At 56.0% G+C, this 21,929-nt stretch carries 23 protein-coding genes and 2 pseudogenes; 14 read left to right on the forward strand and 11 right to left on the reverse strand.

Features of this window, described 5'->3' with window-relative positions:
• Nucleotides 1-302 (forward strand): annotated as a pseudogene (locus AC2FI8_RS19240) (hypothetical protein); the annotation flags it as partial.
• Nucleotides 303-443: 141 nt separating this feature from the next.
• Here AC2FI8_RS19240 and AC2FI8_RS19245 read toward each other — a convergent pair.
• The 5 genes from AC2FI8_RS19245 to repA all read right to left on the reverse strand — a co-directional run bounded on the left by AC2FI8_RS19245 (nt 444) and on the right by repA (nt 4,526).
• Nucleotides 444-725, reverse strand: coding sequence for a type II toxin-antitoxin system RelE/ParE family toxin (locus AC2FI8_RS19245; protein ID WP_496780600.1), 282 nt, complete (start codon nt 723-725; stop codon nt 444-446).
• The gene (locus tag AC2FI8_RS19250) at nt 722-1,006 is read right to left on the reverse strand and encodes a CopG family ribbon-helix-helix protein (protein ID WP_496780601.1); all 285 of its coding nucleotides are present in this window, start codon (nt 1,004-1,006) and stop codon (nt 722-724) included. The genes AC2FI8_RS19245 and AC2FI8_RS19250 overlap by 4 nt, the downstream gene beginning before the upstream one ends.
• A 94-nt stretch (nt 1,007-1,100) precedes the next feature.
• Complete coding sequence (locus AC2FI8_RS19255) at nt 1,101-2,195, reverse strand: helix-turn-helix domain-containing protein (RefSeq protein ID WP_496780602.1); 1,095 nt, start codon at nt 2,193-2,195, stop codon at nt 1,101-1,103.
• A gap of 178 nt (nt 2,196-2,373) precedes the next feature.
• The gene (repB, locus tag AC2FI8_RS19260; RefSeq protein ID WP_496780603.1) at nt 2,374-3,342 is read right to left on the reverse strand and encodes a plasmid partitioning protein RepB; all 969 of its coding nucleotides are present in this window, start codon (nt 3,340-3,342) and stop codon (nt 2,374-2,376) included.
• Entirely contained in the window at nt 3,342-4,526 is a 1,185-nt protein-coding gene (gene repA, locus AC2FI8_RS19265) for a plasmid partitioning protein RepA (RefSeq protein WP_037317392.1), read from the reverse strand. The genes repB and repA overlap by 1 nt, the downstream gene beginning before the upstream one ends.
• A gap of 885 nt (nt 4,527-5,411) precedes the next feature.
• Here repA and AC2FI8_RS19270 point away from each other — a divergent pair.
• Genes AC2FI8_RS19270 through AC2FI8_RS19280 form a run of 3 tightly spaced genes read left to right on the forward strand, consistent with a single transcriptional unit; the run spans nt 5,412 to nt 6,265 of the window.
• Nucleotides 5,412-5,663 (forward strand): hypothetical protein, encoded by a 252-nt coding sequence (locus AC2FI8_RS19270; RefSeq protein WP_496780604.1) that lies wholly within the window; start codon nt 5,412-5,414, stop codon nt 5,661-5,663.
• Nucleotides 5,664-5,666: 3 nt separating this feature from the next.
• Nucleotides 5,667-5,924: a type II toxin-antitoxin system ParD family antitoxin gene (locus AC2FI8_RS19275; protein WP_108862330.1), complete on the forward strand. Its 258-nt coding sequence runs from the start codon at nt 5,667-5,669 to the stop codon at nt 5,922-5,924.
• The gene (locus AC2FI8_RS19280) at nt 5,921-6,265 is read left to right on the forward strand and encodes a type II toxin-antitoxin system RelE/ParE family toxin (protein WP_496780605.1); all 345 of its coding nucleotides are present in this window, start codon (nt 5,921-5,923) and stop codon (nt 6,263-6,265) included. The genes AC2FI8_RS19275 and AC2FI8_RS19280 overlap by 4 nt, the downstream gene beginning before the upstream one ends.
• Nucleotides 6,266-6,321: 56 nt before the next feature.
• On the opposite strand, the gene AC2FI8_RS19285 is transcribed toward AC2FI8_RS19280, so the two are convergent.
• The gene (locus tag AC2FI8_RS19285; RefSeq protein WP_496780606.1) at nt 6,322-7,377 is read right to left on the reverse strand and encodes a tyrosine-type recombinase/integrase; all 1,056 of its coding nucleotides are present in this window, start codon (nt 7,375-7,377) and stop codon (nt 6,322-6,324) included.
• 528 nt (nt 7,378-7,905) lie between these two features.
• Between AC2FI8_RS19285 and AC2FI8_RS19290 the strand changes: the two are divergent.
• Nucleotides 7,906-8,088: pseudogene (locus AC2FI8_RS19290) on the forward strand (transposase); the annotation flags it as partial.
• Nucleotides 8,089-8,166: 78 nt separating this feature from the next.
• Here AC2FI8_RS19290 and AC2FI8_RS19295 read toward each other — a convergent pair.
• On the reverse strand, nt 8,167-8,517 hold the full coding sequence (locus tag AC2FI8_RS19295) for a hypothetical protein (RefSeq protein ID WP_496780607.1): 351 nt from the start codon (nt 8,515-8,517) through the stop codon (nt 8,167-8,169).
• Between the two features lie 259 nt (nt 8,518-8,776).
• On the opposite strand from AC2FI8_RS19295, the gene AC2FI8_RS19300 reads away from it, so the two are divergent.
• Entirely contained in the window at nt 8,777-10,471 is a 1,695-nt protein-coding gene (locus tag AC2FI8_RS19300) for a winged helix-turn-helix domain-containing tetratricopeptide repeat protein (protein ID WP_496780608.1), read from the forward strand.
• A gap of 183 nt (nt 10,472-10,654) precedes the next feature.
• Nucleotides 10,655-11,323 carry a hypothetical protein gene (locus AC2FI8_RS19305; protein WP_496780609.1) on the forward strand — a complete coding sequence of 223 codons (669 nt, stop codon included), beginning with the start codon at nt 10,655-10,657 and terminating at the stop codon, nt 11,321-11,323.
• A 150-nt stretch (nt 11,324-11,473) separates the two neighbouring features.
• Here AC2FI8_RS19305 and AC2FI8_RS19310 read toward each other — a convergent pair whose 3' ends face one another.
• Entirely contained in the window at nt 11,474-12,628 is a 1,155-nt protein-coding gene (locus AC2FI8_RS19310) for a transporter (RefSeq protein WP_496780610.1), read from the reverse strand.
• Between the two features lie 429 nt (nt 12,629-13,057).
• Here AC2FI8_RS19310 and AC2FI8_RS19315 point away from each other — a divergent pair, with 429 nt between their 5' ends.
• The 4 genes from AC2FI8_RS19315 to ccmI are packed head-to-tail and all read left to right on the forward strand — an operon-like array spanning nt 13,058 to nt 17,258.
• A complete protein-coding gene (locus AC2FI8_RS19315) occupies nt 13,058-15,052 on the forward strand; it encodes a heme lyase CcmF/NrfE family subunit (RefSeq protein ID WP_496780611.1) in 1,995 nt (664 codons plus the stop codon).
• 3 nt (nt 15,053-15,055) lie between these two features.
• Nucleotides 15,056-15,628, forward strand: a complete 573-nt coding sequence (locus AC2FI8_RS19320; protein WP_496780612.1) for a DsbE family thiol:disulfide interchange protein — start codon at nt 15,056-15,058, stop codon at nt 15,626-15,628.
• A 2-nt stretch (nt 15,629-15,630) separates the two neighbouring features.
• Entirely contained in the window at nt 15,631-16,113 is a 483-nt protein-coding gene (locus AC2FI8_RS19325) for a cytochrome c-type biogenesis protein (protein WP_496780692.1), read from the forward strand.
• Nucleotides 16,110-17,258, forward strand: coding sequence for a c-type cytochrome biogenesis protein CcmI (gene ccmI, locus AC2FI8_RS19330; protein ID WP_496780613.1), 1,149 nt, complete (start codon nt 16,110-16,112; stop codon nt 17,256-17,258). Before AC2FI8_RS19325 ends, ccmI begins: the two co-directional genes overlap by 4 nt.
• A 9-nt stretch (nt 17,259-17,267) precedes the next feature.
• On the opposite strand, the gene AC2FI8_RS19335 is transcribed toward ccmI, so the two are convergent.
• The 3 genes from AC2FI8_RS19335 to AC2FI8_RS19345 form a co-directional block, all read right to left on the reverse strand.
• Nucleotides 17,268-19,388, reverse strand: coding sequence for a protein-disulfide reductase DsbD family protein (locus tag AC2FI8_RS19335; RefSeq protein WP_496780614.1), 2,121 nt, complete (start codon nt 19,386-19,388; stop codon nt 17,268-17,270).
• A 304-nt stretch (nt 19,389-19,692) separates the two neighbouring features.
• A complete protein-coding gene (locus tag AC2FI8_RS19340) occupies nt 19,693-20,004 on the reverse strand; it encodes a DUF2933 domain-containing protein (RefSeq protein WP_496780615.1) in 312 nt (103 codons plus the stop codon).
• A gap of 73 nt (nt 20,005-20,077) precedes the next feature.
• Complete coding sequence (locus tag AC2FI8_RS19345; protein WP_496780616.1) at nt 20,078-20,236, reverse strand: hypothetical protein; 159 nt, start codon at nt 20,234-20,236, stop codon at nt 20,078-20,080.
• 217 nt (nt 20,237-20,453) lie between these two features.
• On the opposite strand from AC2FI8_RS19345, the gene AC2FI8_RS19350 reads away from it, so the two are divergent.
• The 3 genes from AC2FI8_RS19350 (at nt 20,454) to AC2FI8_RS19360 (ending at nt 21,893) form a co-directional block, all read left to right on the forward strand.
• The gene (locus tag AC2FI8_RS19350) at nt 20,454-21,035 is read left to right on the forward strand and encodes a L,D-transpeptidase (RefSeq protein WP_496780617.1); all 582 of its coding nucleotides are present in this window, start codon (nt 20,454-20,456) and stop codon (nt 21,033-21,035) included.
• Between the two features lie 66 nt (nt 21,036-21,101).
• Nucleotides 21,102-21,551 (forward strand): c-type cytochrome, encoded by a 450-nt coding sequence (locus AC2FI8_RS19355; protein WP_496780618.1) that lies wholly within the window; start codon nt 21,102-21,104, stop codon nt 21,549-21,551.
• Between the two features lie 3 nt (nt 21,552-21,554).
• On the forward strand, nt 21,555-21,893 hold the full coding sequence (locus tag AC2FI8_RS19360; protein ID WP_496780619.1) for a hypothetical protein: 339 nt from the start codon (nt 21,555-21,557) through the stop codon (nt 21,891-21,893).
• Nucleotides 21,894-21,929: the final 36 nt, after the last annotated feature.

Genomic DNA, 21,929 nt, shown 5'->3' on the forward strand with positions numbered 1-21,929 from the left:
TTACACCGCTGAAATGTCCGCATAATCCAACCATTGCCAATGAAGTGCAATATGACGCAAACAACTTGGCAATACCGATTGCGGATATCCAATCTCGCTTCGACAAACCCACCAGACAATTCTTGCTCAGTCTGCAGGATGGCGCGCCGGATTTCGCCGTAATAGATCGACCGCAAGCCGCCAATCTTCCCGCCGTGCGTTGGAAGCTTCTCAATCTGGAGCGCCTGATCCGGGACAACCCGAAAAAGCACGTCGAGCAAAGGGAAGAACTCGAGAAACTCCTAGGTCGCCTCTTCGACTGATTGAAATTCAGAGTCCGACCAATTGAAAGCGCGGGCACATTTTCGACAATTGTGCAGAGTTAAGCGGTCGAACAACAAAATAGGTTCGGTTGCTTGCCCCCTACCCTGCCCGCCTGATGCCACCAATTTAAACTCCTGGTTTCAGTAATCCGCGCCCTGCCTGGCATCCCAGAGACGCAGAATTTCTATCTGAGTGGGCATTACACGATATATCAGCGTGAATGGGGTTCGGGGCACTGAAAGCTCCCGTATGTCTTGCCGTGTGTCACTTGGGTGACCTGCATAGGGGTTGGCTGCAAGAGTAAGCTGAATGGCTTTGAGCTGAGCTCGTGCCCTTTCGCTGCCTTCAGGAAAAACTGACGTGTAGTAGTAGCGGAACCATTGAATGTCCCGGGCCGTATCTTCGAGAAATACGATTTTCATTGGCTGTTGGATTGCTCGCTTGCGACCGGAGCAGAGAGCTCATTCTCGGTATCCCAGCTGTCTATCCAAGCATTCATCTCGTCTGCCGTGATGAACTTGCCTTGGTCTGCTTTTTCAACAGCCGCATCAATGGCTGCACGTTTAGCGGCCTTGGATTCTAACATCATTCTAATTGCCCGTACGGCGAGTTGTGCAGGCGGTCGATCTTCGATCGCAGCTTCCCGTTCCAGGGTCTTTCTCAGGTCTTCATCTAGACGGATTGAATATGGGCTAGTACTCATCGCAATCACCTGCTTCCTCTGTGTAGTACAATGTAATACATTGGCACTCAGTTCACAATAGACGGTGGCGTGAACGACATCTGTTGTTCTGAACTCATGAGCGTGAGGAGATATCATGGGTATGGCCTGCACTGCCGCGGACTTTTGAACTATGCGCCAACAATGCGGTTGGTTGCATATTTCCCCGATCGATTTTCGAGATCAGTGAGATCAAATAAGCTTGGTGAGATTTTATATTCTCAGCTCGTTGAAAAATATATCCGAGCACCATGAAACGGAGAGCTGGGCCATATGTCGATTTCATAGCATACCAGGTCTGACCAAATCGTAAGTACTCGGCGATATCGTCCATAAGCCGGTCACAATGTGACTGATCCCGGGCAAAGCGAAGTTCCGAGCACAAACGTGGAAAGCTGCGCTCCATTTGATCTGGAGAAACTTGAACCTGAGAATGTTTTTCTTTCTTAACTATCGGATTCAAAGAGTCCTCTTTGTGCCCCTCAATTTCATGGTCATTGGCCCTCATTTTTTTGGTATGAGCCGGTGTTATCTCTGAGATTTCCACTGAGATTTCAGCCAGAAGTTTCCGAAAGACACGCGCATCCGGCTTACGGCGCAGCGCATTGCGCACGGAGGTCATCAAATCTGTGATAGAGCCATCGTCTGCTACAAGTTCTTTCAGACGAGCCAGAGCGGTCGATACCTTGTCGCGGAGTAACGTGAATTCGAGAACGCGGTCAGCATGCTTCTGGGCTTCCTGGAGGAACTCAGCATGCCTTTCAGACAATGGCATCAGGGAAAGACCGGTCGCTGTGACCACCCTGCCCTGTCGGTCTCGGCGTGCCCAACGTTTACCATTTGAGCTCATTACGCGTCGGACAATCCCAAGCTTGGCCAGAGTCGAGATATGACGTTCAACAGTTTGAACGCTGACATGGGCTCGTTTGGCAATCGCGGCGTTGGATGCGAAGCAGATATGCTCATCATCCTGATCGACTGAAATCTGATCTCCCTGCAAAAAGGAAATCATTGCTCTTAGGACGTTGAGAGAAGTGGATTTCAGCCCAAGCGGCTCCCTCGCCTCTTCAACGGCTCGAAGAAGAATCCATTTCTTGGGCGTATAAGTCCCCTGCCCTGTCGCGCTCGACAAGGTTGCTCCTGACGGAGCCATCGCTGTCACTGTTTTCATGAGATTATGTTAGCAGACAAAAAATACCCGTTCGCTCAGGAGCGTTTTTTCTTGTATGGCGATTCGGGGACTGCTAGATTCTAGGTGTCTAATCTAAGAATTGCGCTTAGCGCAGCAGCCCTCGAAGCTCCGGTTTCGGGGGTTTTTCTTTGCTTGCCTTCCTCCTTTCTGCTCGTCCTCAGTTATTTTGCTTGTTGTTTACAGCTGTAAACTCGGCGTGTGATCTCTTGATGATTTTCGTCAGATTTTTGTCCAACCACTCAGCAAAATCCGCGTTCGAACCTGTCTTTCTAACTGACAATGTAAGAGACCCGCTGCCGGACTTGATAGTCACGCCATCAATGGGGCTGATTTCACCAACGCCGTCCTTTTGTCGGGCACCACGTTTTGCGGCCGCTTTAAGTAGGGTTTCCAGCCGGTCATCTGAGGAAACCGATGGCTCGACGGCTTGAAGCAAGTCCGTTGCGTCTTCAATTGTCAGCTTGCCTGCCAAGAAGTGCTCAGCAAGTGCAGTCCACTTCGGGCGGCCTGACTTTGGAGCTGCGCCGATCATTTCTCCGACCTCAAAAGGAACGTTTTGCGTGACCTTAGTAAGGTGGGACAATCCTGATGCTGACAGGTTCAGAACTCGTTTCACCGTGGCTGTATCATGCCCAGCGGTCTGAATTGCTTCCGCAAAGCGAGCTTTTTCGTAGAAGGACAGGTTGCGCCTCGCTGCGTTTTCAAGGCCTTTGGCAAGGAGCGCCGACGCATCGTCGATATCTTGAACATTGGCGCGAACTTTGATTTTGAGATCACGACATGCTTTGAGCCTTCTCCTCCCATAAATCGCCTCGTAACGACCTTCGGTTTTCGACTTCCGAACGAGGATGGGCACTTGTTGACCGCCGTCTTGGATGCTCGATTTCAAACTCTCAAAGCTGTCGTCATCTTCATCAGGGTTTACAGCTGTAAACTCACCAAGCCGATCAATCGGTCCCCAATCGTCTATGAGAGATGGGTCAATTTCCCTAATTGCGGCAAGGGATCCTTGAAGCGCACCGAGAGCAGGGGCGTTAGCTCTTACCGGTCTGTCTGCGGTCTTGGATCCGGAACGTGCAATCGTGCTCGCTATACCCGACATTTCTTGAAGAGATTTTCTAGCCATTAGCTACGTCCCCATGCTTGGTGGATCATTTGCTCTACCTCAGAGCCGATCGCATCCATTGAGTTCTTTGCCCGGTCATACGTTGCGCGTGTCATTTCCGAACGCACAACCTCGTAGATCGACTGCTTGAGCATTGTTGCGTCACTGATCGCAGTGCTCTTCAGAGCCGTTGCTGACATAACGCGGTCCTGAAACAGTGCTCGCATGAACGAAGCCAGCTGTTGAGATGGAACGTCTGTTGGCTCGTCACGTGTTATAAGGAATTTGAAGCTGTCGTATTCGAGAGTGGCGCCGGCGTCTTCAATGACAGCCATATAAGCACCAGCAAGTTCGAGAAATTGAGCTGTCGAAGACACGTCCAACATAGAAGGTGTTAAAGGCACGAGCAAGGAACTGGCGGCAGCCATCCCCGCAATGGTTAGAAACCCGAGTTGTGGTGGACTATCAATAAGAACAAGGTCAAAATCGTCTTCCACTTGGGCCAGAGCATTCCGTATTCTCGTAAAAAACGGATGGTCAGGGTTAGAGTGGACGGCGGATTCCGTCTCAAATTCAGAAAGAACAAGCCGTGACGGTGCCACAGACAATCCGGGGAAATATGTCGGAAGCACGACATCTGCCATATTAACCGGGTCTTCATAGCGAATGGCATCGTATATCGTTAGCCCATCGAACTCGATTTCAGGGCTGATGCCGCACATGGATGTAAGCGAGCCTTGGGGGTCTAGGTCAACGGCCAGCACACGGTATCCGCGAAGCGCGAAAAAATGAGCCAGATGAATTGTTGTAGTGCTTTTGCTGCTACCGCCTTTGAAGTTCATCAACTGCCAGACTTGAAGTTTCTCTCCTTCCGTCCGGCGAGGGATGTAGCGTCCTTGTTTGCGTGAGGTCTTCTCAAGCGTTTCACGTGCCTCCCAAAGCTCTTGTGCAGTATAGTAACGTCGACCGCTTCGCACGTCTTTTGGTTCAGGAATTGTACCTTCTGAGTGGACCTTGCGCATGAATTGACCCGAGACGCCCAAAAGTTCGGCCGCTTCTGGTGCTGCGAATGTGCGTAGTGATTTTGTGTTGTCAGGTGCAAAGGCAGCAAGAAGATGCTCTCGGATAGCCGAGTTCAATCTCTCGGAAATTTCCGTGGCGAGTGCCGATGGTCGATCTGCCGTAAGTGGTGTCACGGGAATCATGTAGTTGCCTCAAATTAAAGAATGTGGTCATTTTTGCGCCACTTGAGACAAACAGCCGTGATTCACTGCCCTAAGTCAAGAATTTTCGCCTATATTGTGGGCTGCGCTGACCGGCAGACTACATGCGCTTTGTATCAGAGCAGGGTGGTTTACAGTTGTAAACCCGGTAGAAGAGAATTGTGGGCTCTCAAATCAGAGGTGGATCTTCCGCAGATCAAGCAGGCATGCGCGTGAAACTTCTCTACATGCTCCGCTTTGAGTGGAGCATGTCCTGCCGAAGGCTGTGTCATGAATGAGCGAGGTGCGTTGTAAGAAGGGTATCAGGGAAGGGCAGGGGGGTTAGTTCAGCTGATTGGTTGAATCACACCCCAACAAATCCGCAGCCGGGTTCTGGGCGATATCGACGCCGTCATAGCATTTCTGAGCCAGTGCGATAGGTGCAAACCGGTCTTGAGCGGTGCGCCGTCCTGCGCGGCTTGGGTCAGGAAGCCCGAGCGCAGCCAATGCGATGAGGCATAATCCTTCGTAGTCCTGTCACCTTCAGTCGGTGTTTGACGATCTGGACGATGGCGTCCAGGTTGAGGCGGCGTTTCCGCATCCAGCCAGATTTCGAGACCGAGTGAAACAGTGGGTTGTCCTCGATCTGACCCACTTTGATCCAATTCACCAACGGCTTCGCTGCGCGGCCCTTGCGCACCAACCGTGGAGTCTTGTCTTTTTGGGTGGTCTCAACTACCAGCAGCGACAATTAAATTATGTATTTCTCGTTGAATTCCTTCAGCGACACATTCCCCAAAAAGATCCCGCCGATCACCGAACGCTGCCATCTACCCGAGGTCAGCCCAGTAACAGGATGATCCGGTCACGGCTGTCCCGGCACGAACCTTGAATGGTGACCATCTGCTGTTCGAGAATATCACGGGTAATCGGATGGGCGGTGTTAGGGGCAAGGAGGTCGGTCCTGTGTTTGGAATTTGCGAAAGCGTAGGGGCGATGGTTAACCCTGCCACGGCGGTGAGCACTTATTTGCTCTGTCAGGCCGGCAATAAGAACGGCTTGATAAAACTACCGGGTGTGGAAACTTCAATTGTTGAACAAGTACCTTTGTTGGCATATATTGCCAATCAGGAGGCTTAAGCCATGGTAACCCGCAATGTCGTACTTACGGAAACGCAGGATCAACTGGTGCAGGACCTGGTTGCGTCCGGTCGCTATCAGAACGCCAGTGAAGCGTTGCGCGCCGGTCTTCGTCTTCTGGAGCGGGAAGAGGCGGGACTGGTGTCTCTCAGACAAGGCCTGCAGGAGGGCGTAGCCCAGGCTCAGGCAGGAGATCTAGCAGAAGGCGGCGGTACGGATGCGATCCGTCGTGCCTTTGTAAGGGCACGAACCAAAGCGTGACCAAACCCTTTCGACTGACACGCCGTGCTGAAGCCAGCTTGGTGGAAATTGCCCGATGGACCATCGACAAGTTTGGACCGCTTCAGGCTGATCTTTATGAACAAGAGCTGATAGCGCGCTGTCAGGCCATCACGGAGGGCAGGGCGGCCAGCCGCAGCTGTTCTATATTGGTAGAGGAGGCAGCTGATCTCAGATATGTACGGGCGGGAGAGCACTTCCTAGTCTACCTGGATCAGCCGGACGCGGTGATCATTGTTGATATCTTGCATTCCCGCTGCGACCTGCCGCGACATGTTTCCGCGCTGGCCACGTTAACGGATGCGACAGGAAACAAGACATAGGCACAGCAGCCGGAGTTTCCCTCAAGCTGGGAATTCTTTAAGTAGGCAGTATGTGCTCACCCCAATAGATCAGTCGCCGGGTTATCCGCGATGTCCACATCGTCGTAATATTTCTGCGCCTGGGCCATCGAGCGGTGCAGGGAGAGGCGCATGGCGGCCTGGATTGGGGCACCATCCAGCGCGGCCTGGGTCAGAAAACCGGATCGCAGCCCATGCGGCGAGGCGAAGTCTTCAGGCAATCCCGCCAGAACCAGCCTGTGTTTGACTATCTGATAGATCGCATCCGGGCTGAGGCGTCGTTTCAACACCCGGTCGGCCTTGGAGATTGGCCGGAACAAGGGGCCGTCCTGAATCTCGCCCACTTCGATCCAATGCACCAGCGCCTGTGCGGCGCGACCCTTGAGCACCAGCCGTGGCGTCTCGCCTATGGCCGTGGTCTTGGTCTCCAGCAGCGACAGCCAGACCAGCCCTTTGCCGTCGAATTCTTTCAGCGACACATCCTCGCGCATCAGCCCGGTGATCTCGGACCGGCGCCGCCCGCCGCTGGCCCAGCCCAGCATCAGAATGGCCCGGTCGCGGCAATCCCGGCGGGGGCCTTGGCAGGTGGCCAGCAACTGCTCAAGCACATCGCGGGTGATCGGGTGCTGCGACTTCGGGGCCGCAGGACGGGCCGCGGCGCGGCGGGCCTTGGCGCGGGCCTGTTTCACCTGGGGTGCGCCGAAGGGGCTGTTCAGGTTCTTCATGCGGTGGAAGGCCAGCCAGGATGCGATGCGCCGATCCAGCGTTGATGGGGCAGGGCAGGCGAGGGACTTGCGCAGCCCCTGAGCAATTAGCGCTTCTGCGGTTTCGCGCGCGACATCCGTTTCTGGTGCGTCATTCAGATTGCGCGCGTGATCGAGAATGAAGGCCAGCGCTGAGGCCTCTGTTTCGGGCCAGTCCAGCGCCGCACCGAAGCGCGCAGCCTTCCAGGCGGTGACATAAATCAAATCCCGTTCATAGGCACGCAACGTGTTTTCCGGTGTGCCACGGACATAGAGATCGGTGAGCGCCTCCTGATCCGCCTGTGACAGGGCAGGGGAGGCGGAAGGGAGATAGGGGGCAGGGGGCTTCATGGCAGCCACTCTGCGTGCATTTCGCGGAAAAATCAAACAAACATGATAAGGGATACTTATCATGTATAATATGAATTTTCGGAATTTCAAAATGTAGCGACCAAAATAGGTGCATTATGAGCATCAAATGGGCAGCGGTATTGCGCTGCGGCCAAAATCAAGGCCTCAGGAGAAGCATATGGCCACGGATTTGCGACAGATCCCGTCGCGGTCCAACTGTCACGGTGCCCCTAATTGCTGGACGCTCGCCTCAAAAAGTTGAGCAAAATCAGATCCAAGCTGTGCCTATAATTTCTGGACTGTGTCATTAATTGCCGGACTGTACCCTTAATCCCAAGACCGTGCGTTCTGGGGATAAGTTGCATGTCAGTCAGACGTGAACAGGGAACGTGATCCAGTAAATCTCTCACGGGGTGTATGTGCGATCGCTTGTTGGTGGCCTGTGGGTATCCGAGAATTAAGGGCACAAAGTCGAGGTAAAAGTCCCAGAATGTATCTGCGTCCAGAAATTAAAGGCATAGTTACACCCGGAAAATGCGCGTCGGTGTTGACCACTCGCTGTATCGTCTCCGCAACCTGGTCGAACGATGCTTCAACAAGCTTAAGAACGCTCGGCGTGTCGCAACTCGCTATGACAAGACTGCGGAAAGCTTCTTGGGGTTCATCGACATCACGTCGATCCGCCTCTGGCTCCGCCATTTGTCAACATGACCTAGGTAATGGGAGAATGTTGCAAATCCAATTCACCCGCATGGCATTTCGTCTGCTATGCGGGTGAGATGATAAATATCAGATTACGTTGCCGCTGACTTCCTCGATAATCCGCCCGCGCAGGCTTCCGTCGAGTTCGAACTTGTGCATGACACCATCAATCAAAACGACATGCACGCACCGCAGGCGCATCGGTTTATCTCCGTAGACACCGACACAGACGTGGTCCGCGAGGTCAAAGGCGTAAAAACCTTTCAGCATTGTTCCGTCCGCCATCAGCTTCAGTTTTGTTCCGTTGCCTCCATCATAATACACCAGCACCTTGGCACCGGTATTTGCGTTCTCAAACGTGACGGTTTTGTCAGCCAGTCGGATGCTTACCTCTTCGGCTGTCAGACGATGTCCCCCGTTCGCGAGCGCATTTTCCAACTGGGTTTCCGCAAAAGCCGGCGCGGAGAGTGCAAGTGAAGCAAGTAGCGAGGTATAGATTCTTTTACAAAAGCTCATTTGATGTTTCTCCATTTTGTATTGAACGGTAGCGCCTGCATACTGCGCGACGGTGCACAAAGCGCAGGCGTCCAGGCTAGCAAGTTAGAGTCTGCGCCATGGTGCACCCTTGTGCTTAAGGGGCACTTGAGGAATTCTAAGGATGATCTGAGTTGTCTTAAGGCAATACAGGAGAGTACCGATGCGGTATCGGTTCGACCGTTTTACGTTTGACCCCACACGCGGGCTCTTTCGCGACGGCGAAGCGATCCCTCTTGAGCCACGCGCGCAGGAACTGCTGCACTATTTCCTGAATGAAAAAGACAGAATCATCTCGCGCGAAGAATTGTGCGACGCCCTTTGGGATGGAAAAATCGTATCAGATGCAGCCATTAGTACGCAGGTTCGGTCCATACGCAAGGCTCTGTGTGATGACAGAGAACAGCAACGCTTTATCAAGACGCACCCGCGCAGAGGTTTCAGTTTTGTCGCGCCCGTCGCGGTCGATGAGCTATCGCACATCCAGGATGATGAGTATACAACTTCTCACCCTGAAAAGCCTGCTTTAGGCGAGGCCAGCCAAATGGGTCGAAACGCGATCCCATCAGGGCTTTCGCGATACACCGCTTTGGCGGCGGCATTCGCACTCGCGTTTGTTGTATATGTATTATGGCAAGCCTCTTTCTCCGAAACGGATGGAGTCATAAAGCCGCGCGGCCCTTCAATCGCGGTTCTGCCCTTCGACAATCTTTCGGGCGACGAAAGCAAAACCTACCTTGCCGATGCTTTCACCGAAGACCTTATTACCGACCTGTCTCGGATCCGCGACGCGTTTGTCATTTCGCGCAGCACGTCCTTTACTTATCGCGGCAAGAACGTTGGCGCGTCTCAGGTGGCAACAGAACTCGGTGTCCGCTACGTGCTGGAGGGGAGTGTCCGGCTGGAGGGAGGCCGTGTTAGGGTCAATGCTCAGTTGATTGATGGCGAAAATGACAGCCACCTCTGGTCAGAGCGATATGATCGGTCTGTCGCTGATCTGTTCGAGCTTCAGGGCAATGTAACCGGTCAAATCGCGTCGGTGTTGCGAGCTGAACTCCGGAAGGCTGACCTCGACCGTCAGGACCCGGAAGTGATGGACAATGCCTGGGACTATGCGTTGCGTGGAAATGTTCTGCTCTACAACCATCAGAGTGTCACTGATTATCAGGAAGCTTACGCGCTGTTGACCAAAGCAACCGAGCTCGATCCCGGAATTGCGTCAGCCTGGGGTGGGCTCGCCTTTGTTCATCTTGTCGGAAGCCTCGCGAACGTGCCGGGCGTCAGCCGTCCGGATTCCGCGAGGCTGTCGTTGGAGACTGCCTTAAAAGCGACGCGGGCAGATCCATTGAACGCAGAACCCTATTGGCTTGTTGGTGCGGGTTACGCGCGTATGGGTCAGCCCGAGTTGGGAATGCCGGCGTGTCGAACGGCTATGGACCTGAATCCGAACATGGATTGCGGCTATGTTTGCGCAGGTTTGGTGCACATGGCGAGCGACGAACCGGAAAAAGCCATTCCGTATTTTGAGTATGCGCTGGAGCTCAACCCGAGGTTTCGACCCTTCACCAAAGAGAAATACCTTGGCCTAGCGCATATCCAGAGCAATCAGAACGACTTGGCAATTGCTGCCCTCGAACGTGCGTTGGCAACTGCACCGCAAGATTCCTTCGCTAACCTTGCGATGGCTTCTGCGCTGGCATTGGACGGCAGGGTTGAAGCCGCCGGCGAATTGCTTGAGCGGTATTTTAGCGAAACAGGCACCTCGAGGCCTTCAATCGAGGCACTGCGTTCAAGTCTCGGTTGGATGGGTGCGGGAACCGAGGACATGCTGCGCGGACTTGGTAAGGCGGGGCTTTAATCCTGCGCTATTTCGGATCAAGGCAGTAGAGCTAAGGATCGCCAAAAAAGGCATACAAAGGGCTCTGATGGTTTCCATCTCCAAAACCTATCAGATGAGAGATCAGGGGATGTCCATTCCATCAAAGCCGTATCGCCTGCATCCATCGACACCGATCCGGAATTTCTGGCAAGGTGCAGTGCAATGGAAAAATACTTTAACATTGATATGCCTTTCTGGCGATTTGCCCGCAACACATTGATTGTCAGCTGCCTCAGCCTGTTGCCTCTCCTGCTATTTTACATCGCACTGACGCCGAGCTTCGGGGCGATGCTCCTGAACAACGGTCTCGCATTCAGTCGCTTTTTGCGACAGGTGGTGACTAACGGGCTGCCGGTTGTGTTCGCTGTCAACTACGTGAGCTTCTTTCTGTATGCCGCAAGTGTTGCCAAGCAGCAAAAAGGAGTTTCGCGGGCCCGTGTCCTTCTGATCGACCTGCCTGCAAGGGTGATCATTTTTGTTGTGTTGCACGAGGTGATCTATTTCATATCGGCCGACTGGTTCGGTTCGTTTGGAGGAGATCACTGGCAGGCCCTGCAGGTGGTCGGACCCACACTTGTCCGATCCGCGTTTTTTGAGAACATTTCCGGCGTCTACCTATACGCAACGCTGGTCAGTGCCCTGCCACTTTACGCAACGGTGATCGACCAGAGTTTTCAACAGGGAACTGGACGCCCGCTATGGCTTGGGAAACTTGCATACAAACTACCGGGTAAACTCGGGCCAACCCTGCTTGCACTGGTTCTTTTTGCGGTATTCGTCCTGTTATTGACTGGGGTGGCCGGCTTAATCGTGAAACTGCAATCGACTTGAAGCTAAGGCCTGCGGACCCATGGAGTGAACCTGTTGCCCTGATTGTATGATTCACGGATTCTTGCGCTGTCGCCGACAAAGAGGATCGTGCCGATACCTTCGTGGATCATGTTAATCAAAGTTGACACCAGCTACTGGTCTTCTCTGTTGTCAAAACGCTTTGCGGATTACTGCGGAAACCGCGTAATCTCGCTCAAGCTGAGGCCCGTCAAGGTCTTGGTAAACTGGGATCACGCCCTCGATTCCCAGACGTGTGCCAGCCAATGCACCGGACCCGGGAACGATGATATTTAGACCGATCCCAACGCTGAGAAACTGTCCGCTCCGCAGGGTCGGATCTGCGGTGGGCACCATATTCGGGTTGAGACGTGGGTCCGCCCCATCGATGTTTTCCACCACATCACCGACCAGTCTCAGGGATGAGCTGAACCAATCGCTCCACCGCCGGGCACCCCAGATTGAGGCGGAATATGCATTGCCAAGCGTGTAGCCAGCATCGTTGTCCCCAATTCGGATCGCGGCGCCAAGCTGACCGCCCCATGACCAGTCGTCATTCCGTCCCGTATAGGTAATGCCCGGCAGCAGGTCGTAGGTGCCGGATCCGAGTTGCATGGGATAGGGCAACAACTGCTCTGGCCCGGCCGGGGTCGTGTCGCGCTCATCGATCGACCCGGTCGGGAAGCTCAGCCCGAGGGACACCTCGACAACTTGTCTATCCGACTTGTAGACATCATAGCCTCCGACGACTTTCAGATCTCCAAACCCCTGTGCCTTGGTCGTGAAGGTCTGGCCCGTTCGGGTTTGATGGTCCATCGACTTCCAAAAATAGGGAATCATGGCCATCACCGAAAGCTCGTCGGTGATGCCATACATCAGCCCGAGCATGAGCATGTCGGTTTCCATGCTCAGAGGGGCAATCGGGTATTGTGACAAGACATCGGCAGTTGAAAGCGAGCTCGTCCCGTCCCGGTTTCCGCTCATTTTCATATACATGTAGGAAAATACCGGCATCAGAACGCCTTCGCGCGGATGCATTCCTCCGACGATACCGTTAGGCGGTGCCGCGTCTGGGCGCATCATCATAGCCATATTATCCATCCCACCCATGCCGGAGGCAATCATCGCTTCACTGGCCGATTCCGTCTGGCCCATGCTCATGTCACCGTCAGACTTTGTGATCGTCTGTGCTGTGACCGAGGAAGTGAGCGCCGCCGCCCCCGCCAACACGCCGAAAAACAGACCCGTCCATCGGGATTTTCGGACTCGCGCAGTGTCGCTGTCATTGACCCAGGCACGGGCAGTCATGGTGGAATTTTTTGGACTTATTCGAGTTCCCTTCAAAGCGATTTCTACGGGCATCAATGTTTGCTTTCTACATGATCAATGGTGTCGGGTGATGCAAAACACATAGGTGGTCGCTCCAATCAAAGTTCCTCAAACTGGACTACGCAGGCAACGGTAGCCACCTCCAGCGCTGGAAGGTCAACAAGGGCTTCATAGGCAAAACTAATCACGCTGCCCTGGCCATCTATTTCTTCGAATGGGCCGATCGCGATTTGCAGTCAGACCAGATCTTCAAGCCGCGACGTGCCGCAGCAAGGATTGATCCAGCCGTTCAATGAGAATTGGGCCCGGATCACGAAAATGCGGCCAAAAGTGCGGCAATATCGCACTTGACCCTCCAGCGCTGGACAGTCGGACAAGGCCGTAAACCGGAATCCCGGAGGATTTGGAATGATACCGGAAATCGGGCAGTTTGCCCTGACACTTGCCTTGGCTGTTTCGCTCGTTCAAAGCGTTTTGCCGTTGATGGGAACGGCGCGGGACAACATCATCTGGATGAGATCGGCAACCGTGACCTCGGTTCTTTTGACCGGTTTGGTTGGTCTCGCCTTCGGTGCCCTTATGTGGTCCTTCATCGTCAGCGACTTCACGGTCTTGAACGTGGCCAGCAACTCTCACTCGCAAAAACCAATGCTGTTCAAGGTGGCGGCCACTTGGGGAAGTCACGAAGGATCGCTGCTGCTCTGGGTGCTGATCTTGGTCATATTTGGGCTTGGCGTGTCGTTGCTGGCGCGGAATATCCCATTGACGTTAAAGGCGCGCACTCTGGCGGTGCAGGCGTGGATCAGCACCGGATTTCTGTCCTTCATGCTGTTCACGTCGAACCCTTTCGACCGGGTTTTCCCGGCACCACTTGACGGAAACGATCTGAACCCGCTGTTGCAGGATATTGGGCTCGCCCTGCACCCGCCGTTTCTCTACCTCGGCTACGTCGGGTTCTCGATCGTCTTTTCCTTTGCTGTGGCCGCGCTGATTGAGGGGAGGGTCGATCCGGCCTGGGCGCGGTGGGTGCGGCCCTGGACGCTGGCGGCATGGGTTTTTCTGACGCTGGGCATCGTTCTGGGTAGCTGGTGGGCCTATTACGAGCTGGGCTGGGGCGGCTGGTGGTTCTGGGATCCGGTCGAGAACGTATCCTTTATGCCCTGGCTGGCGGGAACCGCGCTGTTTCACTCCGCCATCGTGACCGAGAAACGCGGCAGCTTCAAAAGCTGGACGATCCTTCTGGCGGTGCTGACATTCTCACTGTCATTGCTGGGCACCTTCATCGTGCGCTCCGGTCTGTTGACGTCGGTTCACGCCTTCTCGGTCGATCCAGAACGTGGAATCTACATTCTTGCGCTGCTCGCAATTGCCATCGGCGGTTCTCTGACGCTGTTTGCAGTTCGAGCCCCCGAGATGGAGGGCGGGGGACTGTTTGCTCCGATCAGCCGCGAGGCCGGGCTCCTGTTCAACAACTTGTTGCTGGCCACTGCCACCGCGACCGTGCTGTTCGGCACTCTTTACCCGTTGCTTCTTGAGGCGGTGACGGGCGAGAAGATCTCGGTCGGGCCACCCTACTACAATGCCAGTTTCGTGCCGATCATGCTGATTCTGGTCGTGGTGATGGGTATTGGCCCGCTCCTGTCCTGGAAGCGCGCGGACCTGCATGGTGTTCTCGCGCGACTGAGAGGGGTTGTCATGCTCAGCCTGCTGGCGGGCCTGGCCGTCTGGTATCTGGATACCGGCGGGCCGGTTCTGGCGGTGCTGACGATCGGTCTGGCGGTTTGGCTGCTCGGCTCGGTGGTGATGGAATGGGCCGGGCGGGTCAGGCTGGGCGAGGTGCCGCTGCCCGAATCCCTGCGTCGTGCGCGCAACCTACCGCGATCGCATTACGGGATGGTGCTCGCCCATGCGGGGGTGGCCGTCTGCATGATCGGCTTCGTGGGCTCAAGCGCCTGGAAAACCGAGATCGTGATGTTTGCCGAGCCGGGGACCGAGCTGAAAATTGCAGGTTTCGATGTGCGTTTCGAAGGTATCGAACAGGTGCGCGGGCCGAATTACATCTCACAGATGGGAACACTGGCAGTCACGCGCAACGGTGGGTTCGTCACTGCGCTGAAACCGGAGCGCCGGGCCTATCCGGCCGCCGGCAGCACCACGACCGAATCGGCAATCCGCACCACGCTTGCCGGTGACCTTTACGCGTCGATCTCCGAGCCAGCGGCGGAGGCGGAGCAGAGCAAATGGACCCTGCGAATTCTTTATGAACCACTGGTGGTGTGGATCTGGATCGGGTCGGGGATGCTGTCCCTGGGCGGGGTCCTGTCCCTGAGCGACCGGCGCCTGCGCGTGGGCGCGCCCCGGAAACCAGCAGTGCGGGCACCAGCAGCGGTTGCGGCGGAGTAGATCATGAAACGTATCTTGGCTTTATTTCCGATTGCCATCGCCGGCATCCTCGGTGGTTTTCTATTGTGGGGGCTGAACCCGGATCGGGACCCCAACGAAATTCCCTCGGCGCTGATCTCGCAGCCGGTGCCGGAATTCGACCTGCCGGCGCTCGAGGGGTTGGGGGTTCCCGGCTTGTCTCGCACGGATCTTGCAGACAACGACGGGTCGGTGCCGATTGTCGTCAACGTCTTTGCCTCTTGGTGCGTCCCGTGCCGGGCCGAACACGCCGTTCTGACGCGGATGGTCCGAGAGGATGGGATCCGTCTGATGGGCATTAACTACAAGGACAAGCCCAAGGACGCCCGGGCCTGGCTGAGCGATCTCGGCAACCCCTACGAGCGGATCGGATCGGATCTTGATGGGCGGGCCGGCATCGAGTGGGGGATTTCCGGCGTGCCGGAAACCTTCGTGATCGACGCCGCCGGAACCGTTGTCTTCCGGTTTGTTGGACCGGTCGTGGGTGAAGAGGCGATTGGCAAGCTGCGCTCAGCATTAACGCAGGCGCGGGCGAACAAGGCAGGGGAAACGTCATGATAATTAGATTGCTGATAGCCTTCCTGTCGCTGACAGCGATGTTGTCCAATCCCGCCCTTGCGGTTGAACCAGACGAGATGCTGGCTGATCCTGTTCTCGAAGAGCGCGCCCGCGCAATTTCGAAACAGGTGCGCTGCGTCGTATGCCAGAACCAGGATATCGACAGTTCGAACGCCGGGGTGGCGCGGGATCTTCGGATTCTGGTGCGCGAACGGCTGGTGGCCGGCGACAGCGACCAGGAGGTTCTGGACTTCCTTGTCGCGCGCTATGGCGACTATGTCCTATTTAGGCCACCATGGAAGCCCTCGACATATATACTTTGGGTCGCGCCCTTCGTGATACTGGCGCTTGGCGCCATCGCTATTGCACTTGTGCTGGCGCAGAGCGCCCGCCGTTACCGAAATTCCCAGATCCAAGCGCCGGAACGAGGCGCAGGCGAACTACAGAAACCACTCGACCACTCACTCACGGAGCCGAAATCATGATCTGGATCGTATTTTCCTTCATGGCGGCGGTCACGTTTCTGGCGCTTGCGGTTTCGTGCATCAGTCGCAAGAACCCTGTGCTGTCTCGGCGTGACAGCGCCTCCGCGATATTCACTGATCAGATCAGCGAAGTGGAACGGGATATAGAGCGGGGGATCATCACGGCCGAAGAGGGCAGGGCAGCGAAGGCCGAGATCGAACGCCGCCTGCAGGCGATTGCCAGGCAGGCGGGCGAGGATCTGAACATGCCGCGTTCGGGGCGAACGCTGGTGATGCTCGCTGCGCTGGCGGTTCCGGCGCTTGGAGCCGCGCTTTATTGGCAGCTTGGCAGCCCGGATATGCCCAGCCAACCCTTTGCTGAACGTGTGGAGGAACAGTCGCAAGCCCGCGAAATCGCGGATCTGGCGGCACGGCTGAAGACTAGGTTGGAGTTAGAAGAAACCGGTGGCCCTTCCGATGGCTGGGCGCTCTTGGGGCAGACATACATGCGTATGGGGCAATACGAAGATGCTGCCGGAGCCTTTGCCAGAGTGCAAGACCGGCCCGACGTGACCTCAGCACTGGCGTCCCAATATGGAGAGGCGCTGGTTTATGCCGAGAATGGTATCGTGACACCCAAGGCTGAGCGCGTTTTCGACCGAGCGCTGGAGTTGGATCCGTCCAACCCTGCGGGCACCTACTATAAGGCAATCTCGCTGAAACAGGCGGGTGCGCCGGATCGAGCCTATGATCTGTTGCAGGCGCGTCTTGAGGCGGCGGACGGGTTCCGGCCCTGGATGGAATCCTTCGTCGCTCAGCTAAATCTGATTGCCCCCGCAGCCGGACGACCCAGCGTCGATCTCGCCGAGTTCGCCCCGGCCCTGCGTGGACCGACTGCCGAGCAGGCCGCAGCCGCAGAACAGATGACCGAAGAAGACCGGCAGGCCTTCATCCGCTCAATGGTCGAACGTTTGGCGACCCGCATGCAGGATAACCCCGGAGACCTCGAAGGCTGGATGCGCCTTGGGAACGCGTATGCGGTTCTGGGTGAGACCGACAATGCCAGAGATGCCTACGGTAAGGCGAAAGACCTGGCGGAAGGTCTGCCTCAGAATGACCCGCGCAAGGTGGGGATCGTTGAGGCGCTGTCAGAATTGGAGGTCTGAAGGCCGCAGTTATTGGCTGGCCGCGCGCTTGACGGCCGCGGCCTGTTCCACGGCGTCGAGAATGGCGACCGTGGTCAGGATTTCCGGTAGGGCGATGCCCTCGGGTGCTGACGGCCCGTAGACGATGTTGAAGGGGATCCCGAACCGTCCGTTGTTTTCGAGAAACTGCGCAATCCGGTCATCGGGTCGGGTCCAGTCGGCCTGCATCGGGACGACGTTGCCGGATTGCAGTGCCGTCAGCACTTCCCCGCGCTCAAGCACCAATGCTTTGTTGGCCTTGCAGGTGAGGCACCAGTCAGCGGTCACATCGACGAACACGACCTGGCCTTGCGATACCAGCCGCGCGATTTGTGGCCGGTTGAAGGGCACCCAGGGTATGCTTTCACCTTCCTGAACCGCTTCGGCTTGAGGGCGGCCGCCATAGAGCGCGACAGGTGTCGCCAAGGCCGCCACAAGCGGTAAGCACAGGGCGGTCCAGCGGGCAACCGGCGGCAGGTGCGCGCCTTTCCAGATCACAAGGATCAGGACTGCCGCCGCCGCCGTCGTCCCCATTGCCGCTGTGGCGCCGGCGACGCCAGTCATGACCCATACCAGCCAGGCGATCGTTGCTACCAGCGCAGCAGACAGCAGCCACTTCAGCACCAGCATCCAGCGCCCTGGTCTGGGCAGAACAGCGGTGAGTTTCGGATGAAGCGCAACCAGAAGGTAAGGAAGAGCCAGTCCGAGGCCCAGGGCCGTGAAAATCGCCAGAATATCCATAGGTCGTCCAGTCAGGGCGAAGGCGACGGCGGTGCCCAGGAACGGTGCCGAACAGGGCGTTGCCAGAATTGCGGAAAACGCGCCAGTCAGGAAATCCCCGACCAATGGCGCGCGACGAGTATCGGCATGGGCCAATCGCGTGTTCAGAGATTGCGGCAGAGAAATTTCGAACAGCCCTGCCAGATTTGCCGCGAAGACCCCGAGCACGACGATCATCACCGCGAGAAAAACGGGGTTTTGAAACTGAATTCCCCAACCGATCGAATAGCCCAGCGACCGTGCGGTGATGGTGGCACCGGCCAGCAACCACATGAAGGCCAGGATTCCCGCGGCAGAGGCCAGAAACCCGGAACGGATTTGCGCGACGGAACGATCCCGCGCCTTTACCGCCGAGGACAGCTTGATCGATAGGACCGGCAGCACACAGGGCATGACATTCAGGATTAGACCTCCGCCAACGGCCAGCAGCAGAACCCAGATCAGCGTGCTTGCTGCTGTCTCAGGCGTCGCAATCTCGTAAGGGGGCAGGGCAGGGGTGCCACCGGGATTCGGGAAGAACTCGGCCACGCGATTGACGTCGGTCACGGTAACAGAAAGGGGTGATGGGGCTTCGGCCAGAGTAAGGACCGGAAACTGAACCCACATCAGCTGACTATCCGGTGTCAGACGGATATCCGGCGCGCCGAATGAAGTGTCCAGGCCCATGTCGGGAAACACGTCGGGTTCCGAATAGGGGAGTTCAGAGGAAAGGGTCAGAGTGAGTGTCTTGCCCTCGGCATCGAGCGCGGTCGACGCCGCCACGATCCCGCTTTGGTTTCCTTCGGTCGGCACGCGCGACATGTAGGCGTTGATCAGCCGGGCGGACGCCAGATCCTTGCCAGTTCCCTGCGGCAGGGACAAGGTCAGCGGAAATTCGATCGGGACACAAACATCGGAACAGACCAAGATCGCGACGTTGGCCTTCAGATCGACCGGCGCGCCGGGATCGTCGAGTGCAATGGTCAGAGGAAAGACGACCTCGTCCTTGTATCCAAAATTCTCGATCCCGAAGGCGCGGAAGCGGATGGGGGCCGGCCAGTGAAACTGCACGTCCCTGACGTTGTTCGACCTGTCCCAGGCAACCTTTGGCGGAATTCCCACTTCGCCCGGGGATTTCCAGTATGTTTTCCAGCCTTCGCCAAGTTGCAGATGCAGGCCGGCAGTGAGTGTGTCGGTATTCTGATCCACGCCTTCCTGCGCGGTGATGAGTCGGGCAGTGACCGGAACCGACACATGGTCGTCCGACACAGCGGCCTGGCTCTGCCCGGTCAGAAGCACGCCCGAGGCCAGAGCACAGACAAGAAGGCAGAGATTTGTCACTATCCTGGTCATACCGACTCGGTGTCCTTTGTTGATCGGGCCGTGCCTGCCAGATTCCAGCGCTGGATGGTCAAGCGGTCCGAATGTCACATCGTTGCAATCAGCCTGTGAATCCTTCTCGTCCGTTATCGCAAACAAAATAGGCACCGCCTTCCAAGCCTTCCCATTGGACGCGGCACCCCTCGGGCAGAGAAATCTCTGCTGACTGCGGTTGTTGTTGACACGATTGATAGGTTTGCCCACAGGCTGACAGCAGCAAGGCGGTCGGGACGAGAATGGTCGCCGACCGCGTGCGCCAAAGAATCCTCAGCAATTTCTATTGCCGGGCCAATGCGGGTTGCTCGACTTCCGCCGCTTTCGGCACTTTCTTTTGCTTCTTTTCACTTTTCGAGTGGCAGGATTTTCCCATTGCCTTGTGCAGGAAAAAATGTGCACCGACACATAGCAGCAGCGGAGCAAAAAGGCCCAGAGATTCGGTCATGCCACTCACGGTCCCTCCAGCCAGAAAATACGTCCCGATTGGGATGAACATGACGACGCAGCACGCCATCATGCCCCATTTCATAAGTTTGCCGCCGGTGTCTTTCGCGCTCTCTTTCGGTGTGCTTGATTGCTGATGGTTTGCCACTTTTTTGCTCCAACGTTCTGGTTTGCAAACCGGATACCGCCTTCCCGCGTTGGAAGGTCAATTCGCCCCTTGATCACAAACTTGTGAATTCGCCAATTTTGGTCTCATTGCGTGAGCCAGGCAGATCTTCGACGGTTCCAATATCTGCATCACCGGCCACCGGAACGACGGCAGAACAGGCCCCGACAACCGCAAGGGCTGGTAAAATCCAGAATACTCTTGTTGTGGCCATCCGGTGTTTTCTTTGCTCCCTTTCAATTCCCCTCAATTCCCCTCAGTTCCCGGTTTTCGGACACAGTTGTATCCGCAGCCATCGATGACAATTCGGATTAGGACAGCTCTTCGGACATCACACCCGCGTGAATAAAACACCTGTTGACCTTCCAGCGCAGGAATCGGGCAAATTCCGTTGGAATCAAAAAAGCCAACGAAATTGCCAGGAGGCAGGCATGGGGCAGAGCAAAGAGAAGATGAGCATTTCGCGTCGTGGATTGATCGCTGGTGTCAGCGCGGCGACATTGTTCCCGGCGCCCGTTGTTTGGGCCCAATCTGACGAAACTGCTGGCACACGCCGCAACATCTCATCTTTCCGTATCAGTGATTGGAAAGACCATTTTGACTCATTGAAGAACGGAGTCATCCTGTCCGACACTAAGTCAAAAGTGCTGCAATACTGGTCCGAAGATGAAAGCGTCTACAGGATGTATCCGACGAGTGTGCCGCTGTCGGATGACCTGACCAAGCTGGGTTACACCGAGATCATCCGAAAGGTAGACGGACCGTCTTGGCGGCCAACACCCTCGATGAAGAAGCGAAATCCGGAGTGGCCTGACTACGTGGGGCCGGGGCCAGAAAACCCGTTGGGCACACATGCTCTGTATCTCAGCTGGCAGTATTACCGCATCCATGGAACCAACGACACGCGCAAGATCGGGCGTAAATCGTCGAATGGCTGCATTGGCCTTTACAACGAACAGATCGCCGACCTGTTCGAGCTCACCAACATTGGAACGCAGGTCAAACTGATCTAATGCCGTCTTGTTCGATAGGTGCGGTGGCAAAAAAAACAACAACAATGAATGAAATGAAACACTAAAATGGACAAACTTACGCTTCTGATTGGCGGTGTCTTAATAGCGGGCGCCGCTGCATTTGTTTTCAATCTCAACCAGCAGCCTACGGGCCATTCGATGACTCCACCTGACACGTCTTCTCTGTCGCCAGGGGATCCGATCGAAAAGGTGCAGGTGCCTGCCAGTTTCAGCCCACTGGCCAGTTCGGGAAAGGCCGCATTCGATGTAAAGTGCGCGGCCTGCCACGGAACCGACGCTACCGGTCTTGAAGGGTCCGCGCCACCACTCGTGCATAAAATCTATGAGCCGAGCCATCATGCTGACGAGGCATTCTTCAGGGCGGTGGAATTCGGGGTCAAGGCGCATCACTGGCGCTTCGGCGACATGCCGCCGGTCGACGGCTTGACCCGTGGAGATGTCAAGGGCATCGTAGCTTATGTAAGAGAGCTACAGCGGGAAAACGGGATCAACTGAATCGTGACGAACCAAAGGGGCAGGGCAATCTGGTATTGGATTCTGGCGGCAGGCTTGCTTATCGCTGGGTTTTTGATTGCGGCTGAACCTGCCCATGCTCATGGCGACGGGGCATCGCACGCCGTCGCCGAGTTGGACGAACCGGATCCCGAGCATGTCGAAAAGGGGCATCCCGGCCATTGTCATGGCGGCACCTTTTGCAACGGTGTTGCCATGTTCTCGGTTGTCCTGATGGCACCCGAACCATTCTCGAATTTCGACAGACAGGCCATCCCGAAAGGGGGCTTCAGGCTTCTGGCCGTTACTTCTTTTGATCCGCCGCCGCCGCGAGTCCTGTTCTGATTCATGAGTTGCTCCTGCTTGGAGCGCGTTGAAGCA

The sequence above is a fragment of the Ruegeria sp. CDSB029 genome (genome assembly GCF_059611125.1).